At 73.0% G+C, this 26,520-nt stretch carries 24 protein-coding genes and 1 tRNA gene; 15 read left to right on the top strand and 10 right to left on the bottom strand.

Going from position 1 to position 26,520, the window contains the following annotated elements; genetic code table 11:
* Window positions 1-81 precede the first annotated feature (81 nt).
* Entirely contained in the window at window positions 82-597 is a 516-nt protein-coding gene (locus MID12_RS15595; RefSeq protein ID WP_040251112.1) for an FHA domain-containing protein, read from the bottom strand.
* 10 nt (window positions 598-607) lie between these two features.
* Complete coding sequence (locus tag MID12_RS15590; RefSeq protein ID WP_040251109.1) at window positions 608-1,462, bottom strand: FhaA domain-containing protein; 855 nt, start codon at window positions 1,460-1,462, stop codon at window positions 608-610.
* An 822-nt stretch (window positions 1,463-2,284) separates the two neighbouring features.
* On the opposite strand from MID12_RS15590, the gene MID12_RS15585 reads away from it, so the two are divergent.
* A tRNA-Leu gene (locus tag MID12_RS15585) sits at window positions 2,285-2,368 on the top strand.
* 305 nt (window positions 2,369-2,673) lie between these two features.
* Here the strand turns inward: MID12_RS15585 and MID12_RS15580 are convergent.
* Complete coding sequence (locus tag MID12_RS15580) at window positions 2,674-3,321, bottom strand: FMN-dependent NADH-azoreductase (protein ID WP_040251106.1); 648 nt, start codon at window positions 3,319-3,321, stop codon at window positions 2,674-2,676.
* 153 nt (window positions 3,322-3,474) lie between these two features.
* Between MID12_RS15580 and MID12_RS15575 the strand changes: the two genes are divergently transcribed.
* The 4 genes from MID12_RS15575 (at window position 3,475) to MID12_RS15560 (ending at window position 7,229) form a co-directional block, all read left to right on the top strand.
* On the top strand, window positions 3,475-3,858 hold the full coding sequence (locus MID12_RS15575) for a winged helix-turn-helix transcriptional regulator (protein ID WP_040251103.1): 384 nt from the start codon (window positions 3,475-3,477) through the stop codon (window positions 3,856-3,858).
* 197 nt (window positions 3,859-4,055) lie between these two features.
* Window positions 4,056-5,609, top strand: a complete 1,554-nt coding sequence (locus MID12_RS15570; RefSeq protein WP_263167895.1) for a DUF2252 domain-containing protein — start codon at window positions 4,056-4,058, stop codon at window positions 5,607-5,609.
* Window positions 5,610-5,681: 72 nt separating this feature from the next.
* Window positions 5,682-6,551: a hypothetical protein gene (locus MID12_RS15565; RefSeq protein WP_263167894.1), complete on the top strand. Its 870-nt coding sequence runs from the start codon at window positions 5,682-5,684 to the stop codon at window positions 6,549-6,551.
* Window positions 6,552-6,899: 348 nt separating this feature from the next.
* On the top strand, window positions 6,900-7,229 hold the full coding sequence (locus MID12_RS15560; protein WP_263173168.1) for a rhodanese-like domain-containing protein: 330 nt from the start codon (window positions 6,900-6,902) through the stop codon (window positions 7,227-7,229).
* A gap of 122 nt (window positions 7,230-7,351) precedes the next feature.
* Here the strand turns inward: MID12_RS15560 and paaE are convergent, their stop codons facing one another.
* From paaE to paaA, 5 genes are read right to left on the bottom strand one after another with little or no spacing between them, the layout of a single operon-like run.
* Complete coding sequence (paaE, locus tag MID12_RS15555; RefSeq protein ID WP_263167892.1) at window positions 7,352-8,410, bottom strand: 1,2-phenylacetyl-CoA epoxidase subunit PaaE; 1,059 nt, start codon at window positions 8,408-8,410, stop codon at window positions 7,352-7,354.
* The gene (gene paaD, locus MID12_RS15550) at window positions 8,410-9,066 is read right to left on the bottom strand and encodes a 1,2-phenylacetyl-CoA epoxidase subunit PaaD (protein ID WP_263167890.1); all 657 of its coding nucleotides are present in this window, start codon (window positions 9,064-9,066) and stop codon (window positions 8,410-8,412) included. Before paaD ends, paaE begins: the two co-directional genes overlap by 1 nt.
* Entirely contained in the window at window positions 9,060-9,776 is a 717-nt protein-coding gene (gene paaC, locus MID12_RS15545) for a 1,2-phenylacetyl-CoA epoxidase subunit PaaC (RefSeq protein WP_263167888.1), read from the bottom strand. The genes paaD and paaC overlap by 7 nt, the downstream gene beginning before the upstream one ends.
* Window positions 9,773-10,063: a 1,2-phenylacetyl-CoA epoxidase subunit PaaB gene (gene paaB, locus MID12_RS15540; protein ID WP_040251082.1), complete on the bottom strand. Its 291-nt coding sequence runs from the start codon at window positions 10,061-10,063 to the stop codon at window positions 9,773-9,775. Before paaB ends, paaC begins: the two co-directional genes overlap by 4 nt.
* A complete protein-coding gene (gene paaA / locus MID12_RS15535; RefSeq protein ID WP_263167887.1) occupies window positions 10,060-11,124 on the bottom strand; it encodes a 1,2-phenylacetyl-CoA epoxidase subunit PaaA in 1,065 nt (354 codons plus the stop codon). Before paaA ends, paaB begins: the two co-directional genes overlap by 4 nt.
* Window positions 11,125-11,349: 225 nt before the next feature.
* Here paaA and MID12_RS15530 point away from each other — a divergent pair, with 225 nt between their 5' ends.
* The 4 genes from MID12_RS15530 to MID12_RS15515 all read left to right on the top strand — a co-directional run bounded on the left by MID12_RS15530 (window position 11,350) and on the right by MID12_RS15515 (window position 16,203).
* Complete coding sequence (locus MID12_RS15530) at window positions 11,350-12,324, top strand: DUF5819 family protein (RefSeq protein ID WP_263167885.1); 975 nt, start codon at window positions 11,350-11,352, stop codon at window positions 12,322-12,324.
* Complete coding sequence (locus MID12_RS15525; RefSeq protein WP_263167884.1) at window positions 12,321-13,694, top strand: HTTM domain-containing protein; 1,374 nt, start codon at window positions 12,321-12,323, stop codon at window positions 13,692-13,694. The genes MID12_RS15530 and MID12_RS15525 overlap by 4 nt, the downstream gene beginning before the upstream one ends.
* Entirely contained in the window at window positions 13,691-14,530 is an 840-nt protein-coding gene (locus tag MID12_RS15520; protein WP_078844996.1) for a TrmH family RNA methyltransferase, read from the top strand. Before MID12_RS15525 ends, MID12_RS15520 begins: the two co-directional genes overlap by 4 nt.
* Before the next feature lie 275 nt (window positions 14,531-14,805).
* Window positions 14,806-16,203, top strand: coding sequence for a Bro-N domain-containing protein (locus MID12_RS15515; protein WP_263167882.1), 1,398 nt, complete (start codon window positions 14,806-14,808; stop codon window positions 16,201-16,203).
* A gap of 277 nt (window positions 16,204-16,480) precedes the next feature.
* On the opposite strand, the gene paaN is transcribed toward MID12_RS15515, so the two are convergent.
* Window positions 16,481-18,172, bottom strand: a complete 1,692-nt coding sequence (paaN, locus tag MID12_RS15510; RefSeq protein ID WP_263167880.1) for a phenylacetic acid degradation protein PaaN — start codon at window positions 18,170-18,172, stop codon at window positions 16,481-16,483.
* Between the two features lie 149 nt (window positions 18,173-18,321).
* On the opposite strand from paaN, the gene MID12_RS15505 reads away from it, so the two are divergent.
* Both MID12_RS15505 and MID12_RS15500 read left to right on the top strand, forming a co-directional pair.
* Window positions 18,322-19,869: a 3-hydroxyacyl-CoA dehydrogenase gene (locus tag MID12_RS15505; RefSeq protein WP_263167878.1), complete on the top strand. Its 1,548-nt coding sequence runs from the start codon at window positions 18,322-18,324 to the stop codon at window positions 19,867-19,869.
* Complete coding sequence (locus MID12_RS15500) at window positions 19,866-20,450, top strand: TetR/AcrR family transcriptional regulator (RefSeq protein WP_040251073.1); 585 nt, start codon at window positions 19,866-19,868, stop codon at window positions 20,448-20,450. The genes MID12_RS15505 and MID12_RS15500 overlap by 4 nt, the downstream gene beginning before the upstream one ends.
* A gap of 297 nt (window positions 20,451-20,747) precedes the next feature.
* Here the strand turns inward: MID12_RS15500 and MID12_RS15495 are convergent, their stop codons facing one another.
* Complete coding sequence (locus MID12_RS15495; RefSeq protein ID WP_411577065.1) at window positions 20,748-21,263, bottom strand: Lrp/AsnC family transcriptional regulator; 516 nt, start codon at window positions 21,261-21,263, stop codon at window positions 20,748-20,750.
* 206 nt (window positions 21,264-21,469) lie between these two features.
* Here MID12_RS15495 and pdhA point away from each other — a divergent pair, with 206 nt between their 5' ends.
* From pdhA to MID12_RS15475, 4 genes are all read left to right on the top strand, one after another.
* Entirely contained in the window at window positions 21,470-22,645 is a 1,176-nt protein-coding gene (pdhA, locus tag MID12_RS15490; RefSeq protein WP_263167873.1) for a pyruvate dehydrogenase (acetyl-transferring) E1 component subunit alpha, read from the top strand.
* Window positions 22,642-23,646, top strand: a complete 1,005-nt coding sequence (locus MID12_RS15485) for an alpha-ketoacid dehydrogenase subunit beta (protein ID WP_040251067.1) — start codon at window positions 22,642-22,644, stop codon at window positions 23,644-23,646. Before pdhA ends, MID12_RS15485 begins: the two co-directional genes overlap by 4 nt.
* Complete coding sequence (locus MID12_RS15480; RefSeq protein WP_263167870.1) at window positions 23,646-25,307, top strand: dihydrolipoamide acetyltransferase family protein; 1,662 nt, start codon at window positions 23,646-23,648, stop codon at window positions 25,305-25,307. The genes MID12_RS15485 and MID12_RS15480 overlap by 1 nt, the downstream gene beginning before the upstream one ends.
* Before the next feature lie 67 nt (window positions 25,308-25,374).
* Complete coding sequence (locus tag MID12_RS15475) at window positions 25,375-26,460, top strand: DUF6457 domain-containing protein (RefSeq protein ID WP_263167868.1); 1,086 nt, start codon at window positions 25,375-25,377, stop codon at window positions 26,458-26,460.
* Window positions 26,461-26,520: the final 60 nt, after the last annotated feature.

Below are 26,520 nucleotides of genomic sequence, written 5' to 3'. Positions count from 1 at the left end.
CCGGTCGAAAGCACGCCGTGGCCCCGCCGATCTCCGGCCGGCCCCGCGCCCCTTCGCTCGCTCCGCTCGTTCATTGGCGTACTACTTCCGCAGCTCGATGACGGTCTTGCCGATACGGATCGGCGCTCCCGGCGGAATCGGCGTCGGGGTAGTGAGCCGGGTCCGGTCGAGATAGGTGCCGTTCGTCGAACCGAGGTCCTCGACGATCCACTGGCCGTCGCGGTCCGGGTAGATCCTGGCATGCCTGCTCGACGCGTAGTCGTCGTCCAGCACGATCGTCGAATCATGGGCCCGGCCCAAGGTGATCGTCTGCCCCTGGAGGGCGACCGTGGTGCCCGTGAGGGTGCCCTCGGAGACCACCAGCTTCGTGGGGGCGCCGCGGCGCTGGCGCCCCCCGCCGCTCTGGCGCTGCTGCTGCGGCGGCGGGGCGGACTGGCGCGCGGCCTGCTGCGGCCGGGCGTCCCGCCGAGCGGCCCCGCGCTGGGTGACGCGCGTACCGAACAGGTCGCTGCGGATGACCTGCACGGCCACGATCACGAACAGCCACAGAACGGCCAGGAAACCCAGCCGCATGACCGTCAGGGTCAGCTCTGACATTGCCCCCGCTTCACCCTTCGGCTTGCCGGTAAATGATGGTGGTGCTCCCCACGACGATCCGGGAGCCGTCGCGGAGCGTAGCGCGGGTGGTGTGCTGCCCGTCCACCACGATGCCGTTCGTGGAACCGAGATCCTGGATCGTGGGGGGCGTTCCGGTCCGGATCTCGCAGTGCCGGCGCGAGACGCCGGGGTCGTCGATCCGCACGTCGGCCTCGGTGCTGCGGCCGAGGACGAGCGTGGCGCGGGCGATCTGGTGGCGGTTGCCGTTGATCTCGATCCAGCAGCGCGTCGCCTGGCCGCGGCCCCCCGCACCGGGTCGCGCCGGGGCGCCGGGCGGGGATGCGGGACGGCCGGGCGGCGGAGCCGAGGGCATCGGCGGGGCGCCGGCGGGGGCCTGCGGATATCCGTATCCGCCGCCGGGGCGGCCCTGCGGCGGATGCGCGGGGGCGCCGCCCGGACCTGGCCCGCCGGGGCCGGGCGCCTGGGAGGTGCTGGAGGCCAGGGTGCGGCTGCGCACCCGGTACAGACCGGTGTCCAGGTCCTCGGCCTTCTCCAGGTGCACCTTGATCGGGCCCATGAAGGTGTACCGCTGCTGCTTCGCGTAGTCGCGCACCATGCCGGCCAGCTCGTCCCCGAGCTGGCCCGCGTAGGGGCTGAGGCGCTCGAAGTCCGGCGCGCTCAGCTCGACGATGAAGTCATTGGGCACGACGGTCCGGTCGCGGTTCCAGATCGTCGCGTTGTTGTCGCACTCCCGCTGCAGCGCACCGGCGATCTCCACCGGCTGCACCTCGGACTTGAACACCTTGGCGAAGGTGCCGTTGACCAGCCCCTCCAGGCGCTGTTCGAACTTCTTCAGGACTCCCACGGGGCACCTCCTCCTTCGCCGCGTCCTGCGTACGCGCTCTGCTGTCTTCCTGCTCCGGCCCGCCCGTCGTGCGTGCCGCCGTCCTTGCGTACCGCCCGCCGGTACCGCTGCCGGGCCGCCTGCCCGGCTTCCGGTACCGCCACCCTCCCCGGCGCACTGATCCTGCTTACCGATCGTATCCACGCACCGGGAAAACACCCGGTTCCCCCGGAACCGCCCGGCGAGGAGTGTCGACCCTCACAGCTCGTGCCCCACCAGGTCATGCCCACGGCCGGGACCGCCGATCCGTCCTCCCGCCGCCCGGACCGGAACCGGACCACCGGTACCGTCCGCACCGCCCGTCTCCCGTCACCGCGCGTCCCTCTTCCGTCCCCCGCCGTGCTTCCGTTCCGTACTCGTGTGTTCGCCGCCCGGGCGTCCTCGGTCGGATCGTAGAACGGGCCGCAAGCCAGTGTCCCGCACCTGTGGACAGGACCGGGACAAGTCAGGGGGTACGGGCCCGACTGGTGCGAGGTTGTTGCGTGGCGGAGAGAAAGCGGAAGGGTGCGGCGGGCGGGTTCCGGCTGCCCGCGGCGGGGCGGTTCGGGGGGCCGGGGAGGCGCCGGGGAAAGGGGGCGGGCGCGGGGCGGGCCGGTCGCCGGGTGCGGTCGGCCGGTGCCGTGGCAGGGGGCGCGAGGAGCCGCTTCACCGTCCCGGTACGGGCCGGGAGGGGCCCGGCCGCCCGGCGATACGGAGGTGAATCCACCCTCGGCACCGTGCTAATCTTCTGCATGTCGGAAGGCGCTCCCACCGCCAGTGAGAGGCAGCAGCGACAACACCCATGCGCGGGTGGCGGAATAGGCAGACGCGCTGGATTCAGGTTCCAGTGCCCGAAAGGGCGTGGGGGTTCAACTCCCCCCTCGCGCACTCATCTTGGTGACACCGGCGGTGTCCACGAAGTCAGAAATGACCTCGGTCGGAGCGAAGGCTCCGGGCGGGGTCTTTTTTGTGCGTCCGGCCACCTGGCTGTGCCTGTGTGCTGTACGTCTGTCGCGCCTGTCGTGCCTGTTGCGCCTGTGAGGGAGCACACAGGGGCGGGCTCGGGGCACCCGCGGGAAAGGGCCGGGAGCTCGAAGGCCCCGGTCCCGTGGGGTGGACGGGGCCGGGGCCTTCGAGGGTCCGCGGGGCGGCGGCAGTTCGCGGTCGGGTGGCGTCGGGTGGTCGTCAGATGATCAGGCGGCGAGGCGCTGGGCGAGGAGCGTGGCCTTCTGCTCGGCCTCGTCGAGGGCCTTGGCGCGGGAGGCCTCGGCCGCGGGGACCAGGTCGGCCATCGCGGGCGTGCTCGCGGCGAGGGTCAGCTCCGGGACGATGAAGTCCACCTCGAAGCCCATCATGTCGCCGAGGACGGCCTGCAGGTAGTTCTGCACGTACTCGTAGCGCTCGCGCGGGGTGCCCGGCGCCGTCGAGCCGCCGCGGCTGGCCACGATCGTGAGCGGCTTGCCCTTGCCGGACGGGTCCTCGCCACCGGTGCGGCCGACCAGGATCACGTGGTCCAGCCAGGCCTTGAGGGTGGACGGGATCGTGAAGTTGTACATCGGGGCGCCGATCAGCACGGCGTCCGCCTGCTCCAGCTCCTCGATCAGCTTCAGCCGCCCGGCGAAGGCCGCCGCCTGCTCCGGGGTGTGCTGCGAGGGGTCGGCGAAGCCCGCGGAGGCGCCGAGCCCGTCCAGGTGCGGCAGCGGTTCGGCCGCCAGATCGCGGTAGACGACGGTGCCCTCCGGGTGCTGCTTCTCCCAGTTCTCGCGGAAGACGGAGGTCACCGCGCGGGAGACGGACTGCTCGCCGGAGAAGGAGGAGTCGAGATGCAGAAGCGTGGCCATGGGATCTCCTGAAGGTGAAGTGCGGCGGGGAGGCGGGGCTGTCCCCCCGGTGGGTTCCGCAACTCAAGTAACTGCTTTTGAGTACGTAGCTATTCCTAGCATAGTTGCTTACTTTTTTTCATCTGCATACGACGGTGCAGTACCCTGGAGGACATGGCGGCAAGGGACGGGCGCGAGGAGCGGAACGAAGAGGCGTGCAAGACGGTCGACGCGGGCATGGCCCGTGTCTTCGCGCTGCTCGGAAAGCGCTGGACCGGCATGATCGTCAGCGTCCTCATGGAGCGCCCGGTGCACTTCGCCGAGCTGCGGCGGGCCGTCCCCGGCATCAGCGAGCGCATGCTCTCCGACCGCCTCACCGAGCTGGCCGTGGCCGGGCTCGTCCTCCGCGAGGTCGACGAAGGCCCCCCGCTGCGCGTCTCGTACCGGCTCACCGACACGGGCGCCGCCCTGGAACCCGCCCTCAAGGAACTCGGCCGCTGGGCGGAGCAGTACCTCCCCGAGCGGGCGGTGGAGTGCCCGAAGGCCTTCCGGGACTGAGGGCCAGGGCCCGAAGGTCGTCGGGGGCGTTCTTGTGGCTCACCCTGTGGAAAGCCCTGCTCAGGGGCTCTCGTAGAGGCTGAGCCGCGCCGCCGTCCCGAGGTTGTCCACAGGCCCTGCCGCGCCTACCGGTACGCGAGTACCGTCTTGCCCGGTCCACCACAGAGCGGCACGAGACGACGGGGGAGGCGTTCGGCATGACCGGACTCGAGGTGACGGGGGCAGGGCTCTCGGGCCGTCAGGGGAGTACGTCGGCACAGGTGCCGTCGGCGGAGCGGGGATCCGAGGCGGCGGGATCGTCGGCGGAGCAGGGATCCGCGGCGGGGTCGTCGGCGGACGCGGCGGTGCGGCTGCCCGCCGTTCGCGGCTTCGCGCCGCGGCGGCGAGCGGGCTCCGCCGAGGGGCGGGGAGCGGCGACACCGAAGGCCGCGGGCAAGGCGCTGCGCGGGCAGGTCCCGCGGTCGGCGCACGCGGAGTTCACCGCCGATGAGGCGCGACCGGACGCGGTGCGGGCGGTGACGGAGTCCAACGCCGGGCGGCTCCCCGCGCTCACCCCGATACGGGTGGGCAGGATGGCCGCCTCCCCCTTCGCCTTCCTGAGGGGCGCGGCGGGCCTGATGGCCTACGACCTGGCCCGCACCCCCCTGACGGGCATCGGCACCCAGATCTGCGGCGACGCCCACGCGGCCAACTTCGGCCTCTACGCGGACGCCCGCGGCGGACTCGTCATCGACCTGAACGACTTCGACGAAACGGTGCACGGACCCTGGGAGTGGGACCTCAAGCGCCTGGTCGCCTCCATCGTCCTCGCGGGCCGGGAAACCGGAGCCGACGAGGACACCTGCCGCGAGGCCGCCCAGGACACCGCGGGCTCCTATCGCCGCACGATGCGGCTGCTCTCCCGGATGCCGGTGCTGGACGCCTGGAACGCGATCGCGGACGAGGAACTCGTCTCGCACACCGACGCCCACGATCTCCTCGGCACCCTGGAACGCGTCTCCGAGAAGGCGCGCAACAACACGAGCGGCAGATTCGCGGCCAAGTCCACCGAGCCCACCGAGGACGGCGGCCTCCGCTTCGTGGACGCCCCTCCGGTGCTGCGCCGGGTCCCGGATGCCGAGGCGGCGGCCGTGGCCTCCGCTCTCGGCGAGTACATCGACACCGTGTCCGAGGACCGGGTCCCGCTGCTCTCGCGGTACGCCCTCCAGGACGTCGCCTTCCGGGTGGTGGGCACCGGCAGCGTCGGTACCCGCTCCTATGTCGTCCTGCTCCTGGACCACCGCGGCGAACCCCTGGTCCTCCAGGTGAAGGAGGCGCGCGCCTCGGCGCTGGCCCCGCATCTCCCCGCGGTGGGCTTCGCCCAGGAACCGGTGGCGCACGAAGGGCGGCGCGTGGTGCTGGGCCAGAAGCGCATGCAGGTCGTCAGCGACATCCTGCTCGGCTGGACCTCGGTCGACGACCTGCCCTACCAGGTACGGCAGTTCCGCAACCGCAAGGGCAGCGTGGACCCGGCGGCCCTCGCCTCCGACCAGCTCGACGACTACGGGCGGATGACCGGCGCCCTCCTCGCCCGCGCCCACGCTCATGGCGCCGACCCGCGTCTGCTCACCGGCTACTGCGGCAAGAACGAGGAACTCGACGAAGCCATGGCCGCCTTCGCCGTCGCCTACGCCGACCGGACGGAGGCCGACCACGCCGACCTGGTGACGGCGGCACGGGCCGGTCGGATCGCGGTGGAGTGGGGGGTGTGAGGGAGGACGCCGAGGGGCCCGGCGCCCCCGACCGTCCCCGCCCCCAGCTGCCCCGTGCCCTAGGCTGGACGGGTGACGACCCCGGAAGCCGAGCCGACGCAAGCCGAGCGCCCAGACGCCGCCGCCCCCAGCCAGGATCCCGAGGGGGCCGCGGGGGCGGAGCGCCGGGAACGCCCCGAGGAGAGGCTTGAGCGGGCGGTCCGGGCGGCCGAGCAGGCGCTGATCGAGTACGAGATCGCGGTGGAGACCTTCCGGGTCGAGGTGGAGAACTTCTCCCGCCTGCACCACCAGCGTCTCGGTCCCGTGTACGCGCGCCTCGACGAACTGGACGCGCAGATCGCCGAGGCGAAGGCGGCGCGGACCGGTGATCCGGAGGATCAGCGGAAGGCCGAGGAGGCGCGCGCACGGGTGCTGCCGATGCCGTCCGTGGACGAGCTGTTCCACGGCTGGATGGACGGGGACGGCCTGTACCCGGAGGCGGGCGCGATGCTCACCGGGCAGTCGGTGCGGCCTCCGGAGCGGGTCCGGCCGAGCGAGGAGGCCCGGCGCCTCTACCGCGAGCTGGCGCGTAAGGCCCACCCCGACCTCGCGCAGGAGGAGGCGGAGCGGAAGCGGCGGGATGAGTTCATCACCCGCGTCAACGCGGCCTACGCACGCGGTGACGAGACGCTCCTGCGGGAACTCTCCGCGGAGTGGGCGGCCGGCCCGGCGCCCGAGGAGCAGCGTCTGAGCGAGAGCGAGGAGCTGTACGCCCGCCTGGAGTGGCTCTCCCGGCGCAAGGAGCTGATCTCCCTCGTCGCCAAGGAGCTGGAGGAGGGCGCCATCGGGTCGATGCTCCGTATGGCGCCGGACGACCCCGACCGTCTCCTCGAAGAGGTCGCCGAGCAACTTCTGGCGCAAGTGTCTGAGCGCGAAGCCGAGTTGGCCCAGCTCCTCGCCTGAGCGGCGTAGGGCGGCTGGGTGGAGAAGGGCTGCTCGGTGGGGATGGACTGCTGGGTGGGAAAGGACTGCTGAGCGAGGGACTGCTGAGCGGAGGAGGGACTGCCACCGGTCCGTCCGACCGCCTGTTCGCGCCTGCCCGACCATCCCGCCTGCCCGACCGTCCCGCCTGCCCGACCGTCCCGCTGGTCCGGCACTGGCGGAGTTCTCTTCGGCAGGCGCTCCGCGCTCTCGCGCCCGACGGCGGCTCCCTCGTCTCCGCTCGACCTGCGCTGATCACGTACTCCGGGACTGCCCCGGCAGCGCCCCGGTGCCGTCCGGTAGCGTCGCCGTATGGAATTCGGATCTGGTGTGCCCACTGTCGCGGTCTCGGATGTGGCCGAAGGTGACTTCCTGCTGGATGTGCGCGAGGACGACGAGTGGCAGACGGGGCATGCCGCCGGGGCCCTGCACATTCCGATCAGCGAGTTCGCGGGGCGCTTCGGTGAACTGACCGAGGCCGCGCCGCAGGACGCCCGGGTCAATGTGATCTGCCGCTCCGGGGGACGGTCGGCCCAGGTGACCATGTATCTGGTCCAGCAGGGCATCGACGCGGTGAACGTGGACGGCGGTATGCAGATGTGGGAAGCCCTCGGCCGCCCCGTCGTGGACGACAAGGGGCAGCCGGGCTCGGTGCTCTGAGCTCGCCGCCCCTCGCCCCTTGTTCCTCCGGCCTTTCGGGGCGGGTGCCTGAGTCCCGGCACCCGCCACCTCACCCCGCTCCCGCCGACCTCACACCGGCCCGTCCCGCTCCGGCCGCCCGCTCAGCGGTCGAAGTCCACCTCGACCTTCTCCGAGGCCGGGTGGGACTGGCAGGCCAGGATGTAGCCCGCCTCGGTCTCCTCCGGTTCCAGGGCGAAGTTCCGGTCCATGCGGATCTCCCCGGACACCAGGAAGGTCCGGCAGGTGCCGCAGACCCCGCCCTTGCAGGCATAGGGCGCGTCCGAGCGGTTGCGCAGCACCGTTTCCAGGACGGACTCCCCGTCCTGCACCGCCCAGCTGCCCGAGCGGCCGTCCAGTTGCGCGGTCACCGTGCTGTGCGCCGGGCCACCGGTGCCGACCACCCGCGGGGGCGCGGCGTCGACATGGAAGATCTCCTGGTGGACGCGGGTGCGGTCCACGCCGAGTGCGCGCAGGGCGGTCTCGGCGGACTGCACCAGTCCGTACGGGCCGCAGAGGAACCAGCCGTCGATCCGCTCGACCGGAAGCAGCGCGGGGAGCACCTGGCGCAGCCGTTCCCCGTCGAGGCGGCCGGAGGGCAGTCCGGCCTGCTGCTCCTCCTGGGAGAGGACGGTAGCCAGCTGGAAGCGGTCCGGGTAGCGGTCCTTCAGGTCGGCCACCTCGTCCAGGAACATGGTCGAGGCCGCGGTCCGGTCGCTGCGCAGCAGGCAGAAGGAGGCCCCGGGCTCGCGGGCGAGCAGGGTGGCGGCGATCGACAGGACCGGGGTGATGCCGCTGCCGCCGACCACCGCCGCGTAGTGGCCGGGGGCCGGGGCGAGGGTGAACCGGCCGGCCGGGGTCATGACCTCGACCTCGTGGCCGGGCTGGAGTTCCTTGAGCGCGTACGTGGAGAAGCTGCCGCCCTCGATGAAGCGCACGCCGACCCGCAGAGTGCTCGGACCCTCGGGGCCGGGGGCGGGGGAGCAGATGGAGTAGGTGCGCCGCACCTCGGCGCCGTCGGCGAAGCGGCGCAGGGCGAGGTGCTGCCCGGCGGCGTGCCGGTACTCCGCGCGCAGCTCGGGCGGTACCTCGAAGGTGAGCGCGACGGAGTCGTCGGTGAGACGGTCGACCGCCGCTACCCGGAGGGGGTGGAAGCGGGCCATCACAGCTCCTTGAAGTGGTCGAAGGGTTCACGGCAGTCGAGGCAGCGGCGCAGCGCCTTGCAGGCCGTGGAGGAGAAGCGGCTGAGGAGTTCGCTGCGCGGGGAGTCGCAGTGCGGGCAGCGCAGGGACTCGTCGGCGGGGAAGGGGGACCCGTCCGCGGAGCGGGGCACGCTGGTGCCGCCGTCCGTACGGGCAGGGTCCGTACCGGCGCTGTCCCCACCGGCGCTGTTCGCACCGGCACCGGCACCGGCACCGGCACCGGCATCGGCGGCGCCGGTGCGGGTCGGGCCCAGGCTCACCGCGACCGGTCCCGCCGCCCGGGTGGTGCGGGGCGGGGCGATGCCGAACTCCCGGAGTTTGCGGCGCCCTTCGGCCGAGATGTCGTCGGTGGACCAGGGCGGGGAGAGCACGGAGCGGACGGTGACCTCGCGTACCCCGTGGGCGTGCAGGAGGCGTTCGATGTCCGCGGACATGGTCTCGACGGCGGGGCATCCGGTGTAGGTCGGGGTCAGCTCGACCTCGACGCTGCCGGGACCGGTCAGGTGCACCTCGCGCAGGACGCCGAGGTCCGCGAGGGTGAGCACGGGCAGCTCCGGGTCGGGCACGGAGCCCGCGAGCGCGCGGAGTTCGGCTTCGAGGCGGGTGTCGGTCACCATCTCGCCCCCGGGTGGCTGCGGTGCAGGTGCTGCATCTCGGCGAGCATCCGGCCGAAGGACTCGGTGTGCAGGCCCTGCCGTCCGGCGCCGGCCTTCCACGCGCCGGCGCGCGGACCCTCGGGCACCTCCAGGGTGGCGGAGGTGAGGACTTCGGTGACGGACCGCTGCCAGGACTGCTCCAACTGCTGCCAGTCGGCGGGCACGCCCTCGACGGGCTGGAACATCTCGCCGGTGAACTGCCACAGGGCGGTGGCCGCCCGCTGCATCCGGCGGTGGCTCTCCTCGGTGCCGTCGCCGAGGCGGCGGGTCCACTGCTCGGCGTGGTCCCTGTGGTAGGCGACCTCGTGCACCGCCTTCCCGGCGAGCGGGGCGAAGACGCTGTCCCCGGTGGCGAGTTGGCCGTACAGGAGGTGCTGGAAGGTGGAGAAGTAGAGCTGGCGGGCGAGGGTGTGGGCGAAGTCGCCGTTGGGCTGTTCCACGAGCTGGAGGTTGCGGAAGGCGCGTTCCTCGCGGAGGTAGGCGAGTTCGTCCTCGTCGCCCGCCATGGAGAGCAGGACGCGGGCCTGGCCGAGGAGGTCGAGGGCGATGTTGGCGAGGGCCACCTCCTCCTCCAGGACGGGGGCGTGGCCCGCCCACTCCCCCAGGCGGTGCGAGAGCACCAGGGCGTCGTCGCCGAGGGCGAGGGCTGCGGTGTGCTCGGCGGCGGTCACAGGTGCTTCACCCCGTCCGGGATCTCGTAGAAGGTGGGGTGCCGGTAGGGCTTGTCGGCGGTGGGCTCGAAGAAGGGGTCGCGCTCGTCGGGCGAGGAGGCGGTGATCGCGGTGGACGGGACGACCCAGAGCGAGACGCCTTCGCCGCGGCGGGTGTAGAGGTCGCGGGCGTTGCGCAGGGCGAACTCGGCGTCGGGCGCGTGCACGCTGCCGGCGTGGGTGTGGGAGAGGCCGCGGCGTGAGCGGACGAAGACCTCCCACAGGGGCCAGGTGGCCGGGGTGCTCATGCCGTCGCCTTTCGTGTGCCGTTGCGGTCGTCAGTGCTGGTGCTGGTGCTGGTGCTGGTGCTGGTGCCGGTGCCGGTGTGCGGGGTGCCGGGGCTGTGCTTGCGGGCGTAGGCCTCGGCGGCTTCGCGGACCCAGGCGCCGTTCTCGTGGGCGCGGCGGCGCTGGGTGATCCGCTGGTCGTTGCAGGGGCCGTTGCCCTTGAGGATCTCCTTGAACTCGCTCCAGTCGATCTCGCCGAAGTCCCAGTGCTGCCGTTCCTCGTTCCACCGCAGGTCGGGGTCGGGGAGGCTGAGGCCGAGCGATTCGGCCTGGGGGACGCAGATGTCCACGAAGCGCTGGCGCAGCTCGTCGTTGGAGAAGCGCTTGATCTTCCACTCCATGGACTGGGCGGAGTGCGCGGACTCGTCGTCCGGCGGGCCGAACATCATCAGGGAGGGCCACCACCAGCGGTTGACGGCGTCCTGCGCCATCTCGTGCTGGGCGGTGGTGCCGCGGCTCAGGGCGAGCAGCGACTCGTACCCCTGGCGCTGGTGGAAGGACTCCTCCTTGCAGACGCGGACCATGGCCCGGGCGTACGGGCCGTAGGAGCAGCGGCAGAGGGGGACCTGGTTGGTGATGGCGGCGCCGTCCACGAGCCAGCCGATGGCGCCGACGTCCGCCCAGGTCAGCGTCGGGTAGTTGAAGATCGACGAGTACTTCTGGCGGCCGGAGTGCAGCTTGTCGAGCAGTTCGTCGCGGCTGGTGCCGAGGGTCTCGGCGGCGCCGTAGAGGTAGAGGCCGTGCCCGGCCTCGTCCTGGACCTTGGCCATCAGGATCGCCTTGCGCCGCAGGGAGGGGGCGCGGGTGATCCAGTTCGCCTCGGGCTGCATGCCGATGATCTCGGAGTGGGCGTGCTGCGCTATCTGGCGGACGAGGGTCGCGCGGTAGGCCTCGGGCATCCAGTCGCGGGGCTCGATGCGCTCGTCCGCGGCCACGGCGGCGTCGAAGACGGCCTCGAACGCCTCCTCGGACATGCCCTCGCCCGCGCTGCCGGGCGTGGGCCGCGCCGGTGCTGTCGCCATGCCGGTCCCCTTCGACTTCGACACTCCCGACCGATCGTTCGGTTCGGTGGATCTCCATGGTGGGACCGGCTGCGTATGGTGTCAACCCTGTGGATAACCTCTGGCCCGTCGCGGCCCCCGGGTTACCGTTCGCCTGCGAGCCGGGCGCGGACCGGCCGCCGGGTCGGCCCCGGCGCGGACAGAGGCCGATGAGGCAGACGAGCAGACAAGGGGGGGAGGAGAGGGATGGACGTGCACGCCGACGACGGCGGGGACGACGGCGAGGGCGAGGGCGCCAAGGCCACCGCGAAGAGCGGGAACGCCGAGGACGCCGAGAGCATCGAGAGTGCCGAGAGCGCAGAGCGCGCCGAGAGTGCCGAGAGCACAGAGCGCGCCGAGAGTGCGGTCGCGTCCGACCACGGCCCGGCCACCCCTGAGACCTCGGCCGCCCCCGAGCACCCTGGCGCGCCCGACCCCTGGCCCACGCTCCCCGCGCCCCCGGCGCCCGCCCCGCCTCCCCCCGGCATGGCCGGTCTCTCGCCCCGGTACCAGGTCGCGCTCGCGCTGGCGCTGGCCGGGGTCGTCGTGCTGGTCGGTGTGCACCTGCTGATGGTGTTCCTGCACGTGGCGCCCTCGAACACGATGACCAAGAAGCACGGCCAGGCGGTCGACGACTGGGTGTACCCGGAGTTCGAGCAGAACTGGAAGCTCTTCGCGCCCAACCCGCTCCAGCAGAACGTCTCCGTGCAGGCCAGGGCCGAGGTCCGGACCGACGGCGGCGGCACCAGCACCACCGGCTGGTACGACCTCTCCGCGATGGACGGCGCGGCCATCGACGGCAATCTGCTGCCCAGCCACACCCAGCAGAACGAGCTGCGCCGCGCCTGGGACTTCTACGTCTCCTCGCACGACGAGCAGAACCGCGCGACCGGATCGCGCGGCGACCTCTCCGAGCAGTACATACGCCGGATCGCCCTGCTGCGCCTGGACCGCGAGCAGGCGGGCGGCCCCGGCTGCGCCATGGTCCGGGTGCAGCTGCGGTCCCGTACCACGCAGGTCGCGCCGCCCGGGTGGAGCGAGGAGAAGGCCACCGGGAAGCCCGTCCTCCGGGAGCTGCCGTGGTGGTCCGCCGACTCCGATGACGTGCCGCTGGGGCGGGGCGGGACGGCGGCTCGGGGCAGGTGCGCGCCCGCGCCCGCGCTGGAGACGGGGGACCGGTGAAGAGCACCCTCGACGCGCTCACCCGCGGCGTCACCCGGATCACCGGCTCCGCGCTCGGCCCGTACCAGAGCGCGGTCGTCCGGATCGGCTTCGCCACGACCTGGCTGCTCTTCCTGCTGCGCGAACTGCCGCACCGGCACGAGCTGTACGGCCCCGAGAGCCCCTGGAGCTGGGAGCTGGCGCGGACCCTCGTCGAGGGGAACGACGCCTTCACCCTGCTGATGTGGTCGGACGGGCGGCTGTGGTTCGAGGCCGTGTACGGGATCGGTCTGCTCTCCAGCCTGCTGCTCCTGCTCGGCTGGCACACCCGCGCCCTGTCCGTCCTCTTCATGGTCGGGGTGCTCTCGCTGCAGAACCGCAGCGTCTTCCTCGGGGACGGCGGCGACAACGTCCTGCACCTGATGGCGATCTACCTGGTCTTCACCCGCTGCGGGCAGGTCTGGTCCCTCGACGAGCGCCGTCTGCGCCGGGCGCGCGAGAGCGGCGCCCGCGCCGACCGGGGCGGCATCGTGCTCTGGTCGGTGCTCGGGCTCGCGCTGCTGAGCGCCGCGGTCCTCGGCAAGCTCAGCGCGGGCTGGGCCCTGCTCTTCTTCGGGCTGTGGCCGGCGTACGCCCTGTGGTGGCTGCTCGGCAGGACCGCCCCCGGCGGCGAGCTCCGCCGCTTCCTGGACGCGCTGGGCAATCTCGTCCACAACGCCGCCCTGTTCGTGATCATGGCCGAGGCCTGCCTCATCTACGCGACCGCGGGCTGGTACAAGATCCAGGGCAGCCGCTGGCAGGACGGCACTGCCGTCTACTACCCGCTCCACCTGGACTACTTCTCGCCCTGGCCCGCCCTCTCGGACGTACTCGCCTCCCACGGCCTGGTGATCATGGTCCTCACCTACGGGACCGTCCTGGTGCAGGTGGCCTTCCCCTTCACCCTCTTCAACCGGCGGGTCAAGAACGTCCTGCTGGCCGCGATGATCTGCGAGCACGCGGTGATCGCCGTCGTGCTCGGCCTGCCCTTCTTCTCCCTCGCGATGATCGCCGCCGACGCGGTCTTCCTGCCGACGGCCTTCCTGCGCCGCCTCGGCACCGGCGCGGACCGGCTCCGCCGCCGCCTGCCGTACGGACGTCTGCCGCTCCCCCGCCCCGCTGGTCCCGCCCCCGGCCGCCCTCCCGCCGAGGTGCCGGTTCCGGCGCCCGCGCCCGCTGCTTCCGGTCCTGCCGTCTCCGGTCCTGCCGTCTCCGGTTCTGCTGTCTCCGGTCGCGCTGTCTCCGGTGGTGCTGCCCCTGGTGGTGCTGTCCCGGACGGCGGTTCGGTCCCCGGTGGTCCCGCCCGCGCGGACGGGACCGGTGGCGGGGCGCCCGTAGGCTTCGGGCCATGAACGACACGGCGGCGGCCGCCCCTGGGGAGAAGGCGCGGCAGGCGGTACGCGCCTGGCGGGCGCGGGCCGAGGAGGGCGAGGACCTCGTGCTCCTCGACGGTTTCCACGCGCTCAAGCACGCCCTGCGGTTCGGGGCCCGGGTGCCGATGGCGCTCACCGCGGACCGCGCGGCGGCGCTCGCCCTCGCGGCCGAGCTGGCACCCGATGTCGTACCGGCGCTGGACGCCCTGCTCACCGAGGTCCCGGAGGACGCGCTGCGGGAGCTGGTGCCGCGGCTGCACCCGACCGCGGTGGCCGCGCTCGCCGCACGCCCCGACCGGGCCGCCCGACTCGCCGCGCTGGCGCGGATGCCCCGGCGCACCCCGGTCGTCGTCCTCGACGACCCGCGCAACCTGGGCAACGCGGGCGCGGTGATCCGGCTCGCGGCCGGCTTCGGCGTCACCGGCGTCGTCACCACCGGCACGCTCGACCCCTGGCATCCGACCGTCGTCCGGGGCGGGGCCGGGCTCCACTTCGCGACCGCCGTCGAGCGCCTCGGGGTGGACGAACTGCCGCCGGGCCCCGTCTTCGCCCTCGACCCCGAGGGCACGGACCTCCGCGGGACGCGGCTGCCCGACGACGCCGTCCTCGCCTTCGGCTCCGAACGCAGCGGCCTGTCCGCCGAAGTCCGTTCCCGCGCCGACCACTTGCTCGCCCTGCCGATGCGCCCGCAGGTCTCCAGCTACAACCTCGCGACCAGCGTGGCGATGACGCTCTTCCACTGGTCGGCCGGATCGGAGGCCGCTCCCGGCCGCGGCGCGGGCGGCGCGGGTGCCACGGGTGGCGCGGGCGGCTGAGCGCGAAAGACCGCGCAGAGGTGTGACCTTCGTACGGTTGTTTCGTTGGGCACGGTGCGCGGAGGCAGTTGGAGTATGTGGCGTCGAGGGTTTCGGTGGTGGTTGCCGGTGCGCGCGTAAGCGCGGCCGGTCGTGCAGTACGTGGGAAATGGTGAGCCGATCTCCGCTCCTAGGGCCGGGAAAAGGTCCGCCTTCCGCCCCCGGGCGTTTCGAGGGGGTTTTCCCGCCATGCCCTCGTCCCGACGGGCGGGGGCGCACGTGGAGGCAACACCACCATGCACACCGAGTACACCGAGGAGTCCTTGCTCGACTCCCCCGCGGTCCGGGCCACGCTCGCCGACCGCACCGCCCTGCTCGACAAGGTCAAGGAACTGCCGCTGCTCGCGGACGGCACCCATCTGACCGCCGCCATGCTCGCCGACTACCTGGAGGTCGACGCCGTCGTCCTGCGCCGCTTGGTGCGCAGGCGCACCGCGGAGCTGGCGCAGCACGGGTACCGGCAGCTCCAGGGCCGCGAACTCACCGATTTCCTCGCGGCCACTATGCCCGAACGCCGTCAAGGGGCCCGCTCCCTCTCGGTGTTCACCCGGCGCACCGCCCTCGTCCTCGCGATGCTGCTGCGCAACAGCGCGGTGGCCGCGGCGGTACGGCGGGCGGTGCTGGAGTCGGTGGGCGGTTCCTCGGCGGCGGGCGCTCCGGCACCCGCTCTGAGGGAGCTGGCCTTCCCGCCCACGGGGCAGCCGATCCGGGTGGTCGTGATCGGCCGGGAGCTGTGGTTCTCGACGGCTGATGTGTGCCGGATCCTGGACCGCGGAAGCCCCCACAAGGCCCGCCGGATCGTCGGCCCCGAGCACATCCAGACGATCGACATGAGGGTCGCGACCCGAACTCAGAGTCCGGGTGACGGTATGTCCGCAGGTCAGAGCAGCCGACCCAGTAACCCACACCAGCTGAATCTGGTGAGTGAAGCAGGTCTCTATCTGCTGATCATGCGCTCCGACAAGCCCGCCGCCCGCCCCTTCCAGGAGTGGGTCACCGCCGAACTCCTCCCCTCGGTCCGCCGCGGGGACGCCGACCTCGGTCACCACCGGGAGCGTATGGCGCGGACGTTCACCGAGGCGGTGGGGACGCAGGCGCACATCCTCGCCGACATCGGCGCGACGCTGGACCGGGACCTCACCGTGCTGTCCGACGGCACGGTCCACTGCCCGCACGGGGAGATGGAGATCCGGGTGCCGGACCCCGGCGAGGACAGTGGCCCGCCCTTCGGCCCGTACTACCGCTGCCCTGCCGTGGAGGCGGTCGGCATCCACGGGAGCAAGCTCCTGCGGCCCTGCGGCAACGTCAAGTTCGTGGACGTCGTCCGGCATGTGCGGGAGGCCGACGGGGACCCGCGCCCGAGGGCCTCGGCCGAGTACGGCGGGCCGGAGGACGCCGCGGCGCAGCAGGGGTCGGAACAGCCCCCGGCACCGGACCCGGCTCCGCGCGACGACGAGGCGAGCACGACACCGCGCTGCTGCTGTGCCGCGGACGCGCCCCGGGCGGCGGAAGCGGCTGAGCCCCGGGCGGCGGAAGCCGGTGAACCCCTGGTTCTCGTGATCGGCAACGCCCGGCTCCGGGGCCGGGCGCCCGGAATCGCCGCCGTACTGCGGGAGTTGGGCGCCGTCCTCTAGCGCCCGCGCCCCGCCGGACCGCCACTCCGGCACAGGCCGATCGCAGCTTCGGCACAGCCCGATGGCCACTTCGGCACGGCCCGATCGCCACTTCCGCACAGTGGGTCGCGCCCCGTCCCCAGTGGGTACGGGGCGCGACCCACTCCCGTGCGAGCGGCGCCGTGGAGCCGGGATCAGGCCGAGGTGTCCGGCTCAGCCCGGGCGTCGCAGTTCAGACCTGCGTGCCCCGGTTCTCAGCCCTGGGCGTCGCGGCTCAGACCTGGCCGTGCGCCTCAGCTCACGCCTCGCGCCGGACCTCCACCACCCGGAAGCGGTTGGCGACGAAGGCGGCGTCGCACAGGGCCGCGTTCGCCGCCGGGTTGCCGCCGGAGCCGTGGAAGTCGGAGAAGGCGGCGGTCTGGTTGACGTAGACCCCGCCGGTGAGGTTCAGGGAGAGCTGGGCGCACTCCTCCAGGCAGACCTCCTCCACGGCGGCCGTGACCTCGGGGGAGGTCGAGTAGGCGGCGACCGTCATGGCGCCCTTCTCGCGCACCGTGCGGCGCAGCAGCTCCAGGGCGCCCTCGGTGGAGTCCACCGCGACCGCGAAGGAGACCGGGCCGAAGCACTCGCTGAGGTAGGCCGCCTCGGCGTCCGGCTTGGCACCGTCGAGCTTGACCACCACCGGGGTGCGCACCACGGCGTCCGGGAACTCCGGGTTGCCGATCTCCCGGGAGGCCAGGGCGACTTCACCGAGCCCGGGGGCCGCCTCCAGACGCTCCTTCACGCCCGGGTTCACCAGCGCGCCGAGGAGGGCGTTGGCCCGGGCGTCGTCCCCGAGCAGCCCGCCGACCGCGGTCGAGAGGTCCGCCACGACCTCGTCGAAGGACTTCTCCCCGGCGTCGGTGCGGATGCCGTCCCGGGGGATGAGCAGGTTCTGCGGGGTGGTGCACATCTGGCCGCTGTACAGGGACAGCGAGAAGGCCAGGTTGGCCAGCATGCCCTGATAGTCGTCCGTGGAGTCGAGGACGACCGTGTTCACCCCGGCCTTCTCCGTGTACACCTGCGCCTGGCGGGCGTTGCCCTCCAGCCAGTCGCCGAACTCGGTGGAGCCGGTGTAGTCGATGATCCGCACCTCGGGGCGGAGCGCCAGGGTCTTGGCGCTGCCCTCGCCGGGGCGCTCGGCGGTCAGCGCCACCAGGTTCGGGTCGAAGCCCGCCTCGGCCAGCACGGCGCGCGCCACCTGCACGGTGAGGGCGAGCGGCAGCACCGCCCGCGGGTGCGGCTTGACCAGGACCGGGTTCCCGGTGGCCAGGGAGGCGAAGAGGGCCGGGTAGCTGTTCCAGGTCGGGAAGGTGTTGCAGCCGATGAGCAGCGAGACGCCGCGGCCGACCGGGGTGAAGGTCTTGTGCAGCGCGAGCGGGTCCCGCTTGCCCTGCGGCTTGGTCCACTCGGCCTCGCCGGGGGTGCGCACCTGCTCCGCGTAGGCGTAGGCGACGGCTTCGAGGCCGCGGTCCTGCGCGTGCGGGCCGCCGGCCTGGAAGGCCATCATGTAGGCCTGACCGCTGGTGTGCATCACGGCCTGCGCGAACTCGTGCGAACGGGCGCTGATGCGGGCCAGGATCTCCAGGCAGACGAGGGCGCGGGCCTCGGCGCCCGCCTCGCGCCAGGCGCGCATGCCCGCCCGCATCGCGGGGAGCAGGACGTCCGGGTCGGCGTGCGGATAGCTGATGTGCAACTCGGGTCCGTACGGCGAGACCTCGTCGCCGGTCCAGTCGTCCGTACCGGGCTGGTCCAGGTCGAGGCGGTTGCCGAGCAGGGCGTCGAAGGCGGCCTTGCCCTCGGGGAGGGAGAGGCTGCCGTTCTCCCCGTAGGCCTTGGGGTGCTCGGGGTGCGGGGACCAGTAGGCGCGGGAGCGGATCGATTCCAGGGCCTTGTCGAGGGTGGGCCGGTGCTTCTCGATCAGCGCGGACACGGGCAGGGCGGCGGCCATCAGGGACCAACTCCTCCTTTGACCGGCTCCTCTTCGAGCCGGGCGAGCTGGGCAGGAACGGGCGGACAGAGTTAGAGTAACCGAACGATCGGTCGGGACAAGAGGGTCCGCTGAACCTGTGGAAAACCCCGTGCGGGAGGATCGCGAGCATGACAGCAGTCGACCCCAGCAGTCCCGAAGGCCCCGAGACCCCCGGTGCGGGCGACACCGTGGGCGTCGTCGGCACCGGCACCATGGGCCAGGGCATCGCCCAGGTCGCGCTGGTCGCCGGGCACACCGTGCGGCTGTACGACGCCGCGCCCGGCATGGCCCAGGCGGCGGCGGAGGCGATCGCGGCGCGCCTGGCGCGGCTCGTGGACAAGGGCCGGATGAGCGCCGCCGACCGCGAGTCCGCGCTCGTCCGGCTGCGTCCCGCCGCCGAGCTGGCGGAGTTCGCCGACGCCGTGCTCGTCGTCGAGGCCGTACGCGAAGACCTCGCGATCAAGCAGGAGTTGTTCGGCGCCCTCGAAGACCTCGTCGCCCCCGACTGCCTGCTCGCCACCAACACCTCCTCCCTCTCGGTCACCGCGATCGGCGGCGCGCTGCGGCAGCCGGGCCGGTTCGTCGGCCTGCACTTCTTCAACCCCGCCCCGCTGCTCCCGCTGGTCGAGGTGGTCTCCGGTTTCGCCACCGACGTCACCTCGGCGACCCGCGCGTACGAGCTGGCCCGCGCCTGGGGCAAGACCCCCGTGGCCTGCGCGGACACCCCCGGATTCATCGTCAACCGGATCGCCAGGCCGTTCTACGCCGAGGCCTTCGCGGTCTACGAGGGCCAGGGCGCCGACCCGGCCACCATCGACGCGGTGCTGCGCGAGTCCGGCGGATTCCGGATGGGCGCCTTCGAACTGACCGACCTGATCGGCCAGGACGTCAACGAGTCCGTCACCCGTTCCGTCTGGCACTCCTTCTTCCACGACGTGAAGTTCACGCCCTCGCTCGCCCAGCAGCGCCTCGTGGAGTCCGGCCGGCTCGGCCGCAAATCCGGCCAGGGCTGGTACGGCTACGGGGAGGACGCCGAGCAGCCCGAACCGCACACCGCCGAACCCGCCGAACCGCCCGCCCATGTCGTCGCCGAGGGCGACCTCGGCCCGGCCGCCGACCTCCTCGACCTCATCAAGGCGGCGGGCATCCCCGTACGCGAGGAGGAAGAGGACCACGGCACCCGGCTCGTGCTGCCCGGCGGCGGCCAACTCGCCCTGGCCGACGGGCAGACCTCCGTCGAATTCCGCGATGTCGTCTACTTCGACCTCGCCTTCGACTACCGCAGCGCCACCCGGATCGCCCTCTCCGCCTCCCAGGACACCAGCCCGCGCACGGTCGCCGAGGCCGTCGGCCTCTTCCAGGCCCTCGGCAAGAAGGTCAGCCTCCTCGGCGACGTACCCGGCATGATCGTCGCGCGCACCGTCGCCCGCCTCATCGACCTCGCCCACGACGCCGTCGCCAAGGGCGTGGCCACCGAGGAGGACATCGACACCGCGATGCGCCTCGGCGTCAACTACCCGGCCGGTCCCTTCGCCTGGAGCCGCACCCTCGGCCGCACCTGGGCCCACTCCCTCCTCGACGACCTGCACATGCGGGACCCCAGCGGCCGGTACGCCCCCTCCCTCGCGCTCTACCGGCACGCCTACGCCTCCGAGAACCGGGAGTCCGCCCCATGACCGGTGCCAAGCGGGACACCTACACCCCGGACTCGCTGCTCGCGGTCGCGGTGACCGTCTTCAACGAACGCGGCTACGACGGCACCTCGATGGAGCACCTCTCCAAGGCCGCCGGGATCTCCAAGTCCTCGATCTACCACCATGTCTCGGGCAAGGAGGAACTGCTGCGCCGGGCCGTGAGCCGCGCCCTCGACGGGCTCTTCGGCATCCTCTCCGAGGAGGCGGCCCTCGGCGGCCCGCCGGTGCAGCGCCTGGAATACGTGACGCGGCGCATGGTCGAGGTCCTCATCGCCGAACTCCCCTATGTGACGCTGCTGCTGCGGGTCCGCGGGAACACCGACACCGAGCGCTGGGCGCTGGAGCGCCGCCGCGAGTTCGACCACCGGATCGCGGAACTGCTCCGGGCGGCCGCCGCCGAGAACCAGGTCCGCACCGACGTCGGCGTACGCCTGGCGGCCCTGCTGGTCTCCGGGATGATCAACTCGATCGTGGAGTGGTACCGCCCCGGCGGCGGCCCACTGGCCGAGCGGGAACTCGCGGACGCGGTGGTGCGGGTGGTGTTCTCGGGGGTGCGGGGGTAGGGCGGGGGCCGGTCGGTGGGGCTGGGAGTACGGAGCCGGGGGCTGGTGGGGTTCGTAGCCGTAGCCGTAGCCGTAGCCGTAGCCGTAGCCGGACTCGGACTCGGACTCGGATCACTCGGGCCCGGACTCGAACCCGGAGCCGGACTCGGCCCCGGAGTTGAGGGCTGGGCGCTCGGCGCGTGGCAGGTGTCGGCTGACAGGTAACAGCTGACAGATGACGGATGACGGATGACGGATAGTGAAATCTGTCATCCGTCATCTGCTACCTGGCATCTGTTTCCCGCCACCCGGCCCCCCTCACACCCCCGGCTCCAGATCCTCCTCCTCGAAGACCAGCAGCGTCCGGGTGCTCAGTACCTCCGGGATGGACTGGAGGCGGGTGAGGACGAGTTCGCGCAGGGTCCTGTTGTCGGGTGTGTGCACCATCAGGAGGACGTCGAAGTCGCCGCTGACCAGGGCGATATGGGAGGCGCCGGGGAGTTCGCGCAGCTGCTCGCGGACGGTGCGCCAGGAGTTCTGCACGATCTTCAGGGTGATGTACGCCGAGGTCCCCTGCCCCGCGCGCTCGTGGTCGACGCGGGCGGAGAAGCCCCGGATCACGCCGTCCTCGACCAGGCGGTTGATGCGGGCGTAGGCGTTGGCGCGGGAGACATGGACGCGTTCGGCGACCGAGCGGATGGAGGCGCGGCCGTCGGCGCGGAGCATGTGCAGGATCTGGCGGTCGACGGCGTCCAGCGGACGGGGCGGAATCCACGGTTCGGGCGTCTGCGGCGGGGGCGGAGGCTCGTCGCGGACGGGTTCCCCCTCGGCCATTCGTTCAGATGCCATGTCCTCTCGCCTCCTTACCATGGACGTACTGCATTCATCTCAGGTTGTGCAGAACCGATTGTCCACAGCCTTGAGGCGCCTGTAGCCAAAATGTGCCGCTGACCGAACAATCGGTTGGTGAGGCGCATCACAGCCCGTTGCGCCCCGGATCCGGTCCCCCACGAAGCGATCCTCACGAGGAGGTGCACGCGGTGAAGAGGAACAGCCCGACGGTTCTCGAGCAGCGGGGCGCTTATCGGCCCACCCCGCCGCCCGCCTGGCAGCCACGTACCGACCCCGGCCCGCTGCTCCCCGACGCGGAGCCCTACCGGGTGCTCGGCACCGAGGCCGCGCGCAAGGCCGACCCCGCGCTGCTGCGGCGCCTGTACGCCCAGCTGGTGCGCGGCCGCCGCTACAACGCGCAGGCCACCGCCCTCACCAAGCAGGGCCGCCTCGCCGTGTACCCCTCGACGACCGGCCAGGAGGCCTGCGAGATCGCCGCGGCGGACGTCCTGGAGGAACAGGACTGGCTCTTCCCCAGCTACCGCGACACCCTCGCGGCGGTGGCCCGCGGCCTCGACCCGGTCGAGGCCCTCACCCTGCTGCGCGGCGACTGGCACACCGGTTACGACCCCCGCGAGCACCGCATCGCGCCCCTGAGCACCCCGCTGGCCACCCAGCTGCCGCACGCCGTCGGACTCGCGCACGCCGCGCGGCTGCGCGGTGACGACGTGGTGGCCCTCGCCATGGTCGGCGACGGCGGCACCAGCGAGGGCGACTTCCACGAGGCGCTGAACTTCGCCGCCGTCTGGCAGGCCCCGGTGGTCTTCCTGGTGCAGAACAACGGCTTCGCGATCTCCGTGCCGCTGGAGAAGCAGACCGCGGCGCCCTCGCTCGCCCACAAGGGCGTGGGGTACGGAATGCCGGGCCGCCTCGTCGACGGCAACGACGTCGCCGCGGTCCACGAGGTCCTCACCGAGGCCGTCCGGCGGGCGCGCTCCGGCGGCGGCCCCACCCTGGTCGAGGCGCTGACCTACCGCATCGAGGCGCACACCAACGCCGACGACGCCACCCGCTACCGCGAGGAGGACGAGGTGGAGGTCTGGCGCGAGCACGACCCGATCGCCCTCCTGGAGCGGGAGTTGACCGAGCGCGGGCTGCTGGACGACGAGGGCAGGCAGGCCGCCAAGGACGCGGCCGAGACGATGGCCGCCGAGCTGCGCGCCCGGATGAACGCCGACCCGGTCCTCGACCCGATGGACCTCTTCCAGCACGTCTTCGCCGAGCAGACCGGCCAACTGCGGGAGCAGGCCGCCCAGTTGCGCGCCGAGCTGGACGCGGCGGCGGAGGACCAGCAGCACGACGAGCTGGGAGGGACCGGACGATGACCACCGCTGCCGCGAAACCGGCGACCATGGCGCAGGCCCTCGGCCGCGCGCTGCGGGACGCCATGGCAGAGGACCCCACCGTCCATGTGATGGGGGAGGACGTCGGCACCCTCGGCGGTGTCTTCCGTATCACCGACGGGCTCGCCAAGGAGTTCGGCGAGGACCGCTGCACCGACACCCCGCTCGCCGAGGCGGGCATCCTCGGCACCGCCGTCGGCATGGCGATGTACGGGCTGCGTCCCGTCGTCGAGATGCAGTTCGACGCCTTCGCCTACCCCTCCTTCGAGCAGCTCGTCTCGCATGTCTCGCGCTGGCGCAACCGCACCAGGGGCGCCATGTCGCTGCCGATCACCGTGCGCGTCCCGTACGGCGGCGGCATCGGCGGCGTCGAGCACCACAGCGACTCCTCCGAGGCGTACTACGTGGCCACCCCCGGACTGCACGTGGTCACCCCGGCCACCGTCGAGGACGCCTACGGGCTGCTGCGCGCCGCCATCGCCTCCGACGACCCCGTGGTCTTCATGGAGCCCAAGCGGCTCTACTGGTCCAAGTCGGCGTGGAATCCGGAGACCCCCGGCGAGGTCGAGCCGATCGGCCGCGCGGTGGTCCGCCGCACCGGCCGCAGCGCCACCCTGCTCACCTACGGCCCCTCGCTGCCGGTGTGCCTGGAGGCCGCGGAGGCGGCCCAGGCCGAGGGCTGGGACCTGGAGGTCGTCGACCTGCGCTCCCTGGTGCCCTTCGACGACGAGACGGTGTGCGCCTCGGTACGGCGTACCGGCCGGGCCGTGGTGGTCCACGAGGCCACCGGCTTCGGCGGTCCCGGCGGGGAGATCGCCGCGCGGGTCACCGAGCGCTGCTTCCACCATCTGGAGGCCCCGGTGCTGCGGGTGACCGGCTTCGACATCCCCTATCCGCCGCCCATGCTGGAGCGGCACCATCTGCCGGGTGTGGACCGCATCCTGGACGCGGTCGCGCGGCTGCAATGGGAGGCGGAGGGCTGATGGCGCAGGTGCTCGAATTCAAGCTGCCCGATCTCGGCGAGGGTCTGACCGAGGCCGAGATCGTCCGCTGGATGGTGCAGGTGGGCGATGTCGTCGCCATCGACCAGCCCGTGGTCGAGGTCGAGACGGCCAAGGCGATGGTCGAGGTGCCCTGCCCCTACGGCGGCGTGGTCACCGCCCGCTTCGGCGAGGAGGGCACCGAACTCCCGGTGGGCGCACCCCTGTTGACGGTCGCGGTCGGCGGTACGGAACCGGGGGCGCCCACCCTGGACTCGACCGGCGCGGCACCCGGCGCCGAGCCCGTCGCGGGCGCCACCGGTACGGGCCGGGGCGCCGCCGCGGGGACGTCCACGGACTCCTCCCCGGCCTCCGCCACCGGACAGGGCTCGGGCTCCGCCGAATCCTCCGGCAACGTCCTCGTCGGCTACGGCACGGGCGCCGCCCCCGCCCGGCGGCGCAGGGTGCGCCCCACGCAGGGCTTCGGCGCCGCGCCCGCCCCGTCGGGGGACGCGGCCTCGACCCCGGCGGCCGGAAGCTCCCCCCGCGGGGCGGCCGGAACCGCGGGCACCACCCGCGCCCATCCGGCACCCGCCGCGGCCGAGCCCGCGCTCTCGGCTCCGTCCTCCGCCCCGGCGGGGGCCGCAGGCACCGCCTCGGTGCACGGCGACGGACCCGTCCCGGTGATCTCCCCGCTGGTGCGGCGGCTGGCGCGCGAACACGGCCTGGACCTCAGGGAGTTGCCGGGTTCCGGGCCGGAGGGGCTCATCCTGCGCGGAGACGTCGAGAACGCGATCCGCGCCGCGGGGGCCGCGACCCCCGCGGACCGGGCCGCCGCGCGCCCGGCCGGACAGACCTCGGCGGCAGCGGCACCCGCGGCCGCCCAGCCGGTGCCGTCCCCGGCGGCCGGAGCCGCCTCGCTCCAGCCCGGTACCGAGTCGGTGCGCAGCAACCCCCTCGCGGGCTCGGCGGCGGCCGGTGCCCGGATCCCGCTGCGGGGCGTACGCGGGGCGGTCGCCGACAAGCTCTCGCGCAGCCGCCGCGAGATACCGGACGCCACCTGCTGGGTCGACGCCGACGCCACCCTGCTGATGCGGGCCCGTACGGACATGAACGCCGCGGGCGGGCCGAAGATCTCGGTGATCGCCCTGCTCGCCCGGATCTGCACGGCGGCGCTGGCCCGCTTCCCGGAGCTGAACGCGACCGTCGACACCGAGGCGCGGGAGATCGTGCGCCTGGACCAGGTGCACCTGGGCTTCGCCGCGCAGACACCGCGCGGTCTGGTGGTGCCGGTGGTCCGGGACGCGCAGGCCAGGGACGCGGAGTCGCTCAGCGCGGAGTTCGCCCGGCTGACCGAGTCGGCGCGGGCCGGAAACCTCAGCCCGGCCGAGCTGACCGGCGGGACCTTCACCCTGAACAACTACGGGGTGTTCGGGGTCGACGGTTCCACGCCGATCCTCAACCACCCCGAGGCCGCGATGCTCGGCGTCGGGCGCATCGTGGACAAGCCCTGGGTGCACCAGGGCGAGTTGGCGGTCCGCAAGGTGGTGCAGCTCGCGCTCACCTTCGACCACCGGGTCTGCGACGGCGGTACGGCGGGCGGCTTCCTGCGGTATGTGGCGGACTGCGTGGAACAGCCGGCGGTGCTGCTGCGGACACTGTGACGCAGACCCCGCCGCGAGCGGCGCTTTTGGCCCCGTGACGGCCGCCGGAAGCGCCCATACTCGGGGCATGAGCGCTTCCGCCTCCGAGGCACCCGCCCCGCGCTTCGACGCCGTGATCCTCGCGGGCGGCGGGGCGCGGCGGCTGGGCGGCGCCGACAAGCCGGGGCTCCGCGTCGGGGGGCGCCGCCTCCTCGACCGGGTCCTCACGGCCTGCGCCGACGCGGAGCGCACCGTCGTCGTCGCGGCCCCGCGCCCCACGGTCCGCCCGGTGCACTGGACCCGCGAGGAACCACCCGGCTCGGGTCCGGTGGCCGCACTGGCGGCGGGCCTGCGCGCACTGGACGGCGGCATCGGACCGTCCGCGCGGGTACCGGCGTCCGGGGGCGGGCCCGGTGGCGCGCCCGGGCCTGGGGGCGAGCGTCCCGCGGTCACGCGCGCGTCCGCCTCCCCGGAGGCGGCGGCCGACCCGGCGCCCCCGTACGTCCTCGTCCTCTCCGCCGACCTGCCGTTCCTCGACGAAACCGTCGTACGGCGACTCCTGCGCGAGCTGGACGCCGCCACCCCGGCGACTCGGGACGCCACCCCGCCGACCGCTCCGGATGCCGTCCGCCGAGAGGGCACCGAGGCCTTCGGACAGGAGGACGCCGTCCTCCTGGTGGATGCCGAGGGGCGGGATCAGCCGCTGGTCGGGGCCTATCGGACCGAGGCCCTTCGGCGTCGGCTCGAGGAGATGGCCGCCGCGTACGGCGGTCTGGAGGGGCTGCCGCTGCGGCGGTTGACCGAAGGGCTCGCCCTCGGCCGTCTGGCCGAGTCTCCGGATTCCGTGGCCTCGTTCGACTGCGACACCTGGGCGGATCTGGCCACCGCCCGTACACACATCAGGGAGCATGGGCACGTGCTGGACGAATGGATCTCCGCAGTCAAGGACGAGCTGGGTATCGACCTGGACGTCGACACCGCCGTACTGCTCGACCTCGCCCGGGACGCGGCGCACTCCGTCGCCCGCCCCGCCGCACCGCTGACCACCTTCCTGGTCGGGTACGCGGCGGGACGTGCGCAGGGCGGCCCCGAAGAGGTCGCCGAAGCGGCGCGGAAGGCCGCGGCCCTCGCCCTGCGCTGGGCCGAGGAGCAACCTCCCGCGCCGGAAGCCTGATGACCGCCCCGCACGGCACCCCCTCCCGCCGGGGGAGGACGAACGGAGAGGACCCCTCCG

This window comes from Streptomyces sp. SCSIO ZS0520 (genome assembly GCF_025643355.1).
In the GTDB taxonomy this organism is placed as follows: domain Bacteria; phylum Actinomycetota; class Actinomycetes; order Streptomycetales; family Streptomycetaceae; genus Streptomyces; species Streptomyces physcomitrii.
The sequence above is the reverse complement of the archived record's forward strand: the minus strand, read 5'-3'. Positions and strand labels throughout refer to the sequence as shown.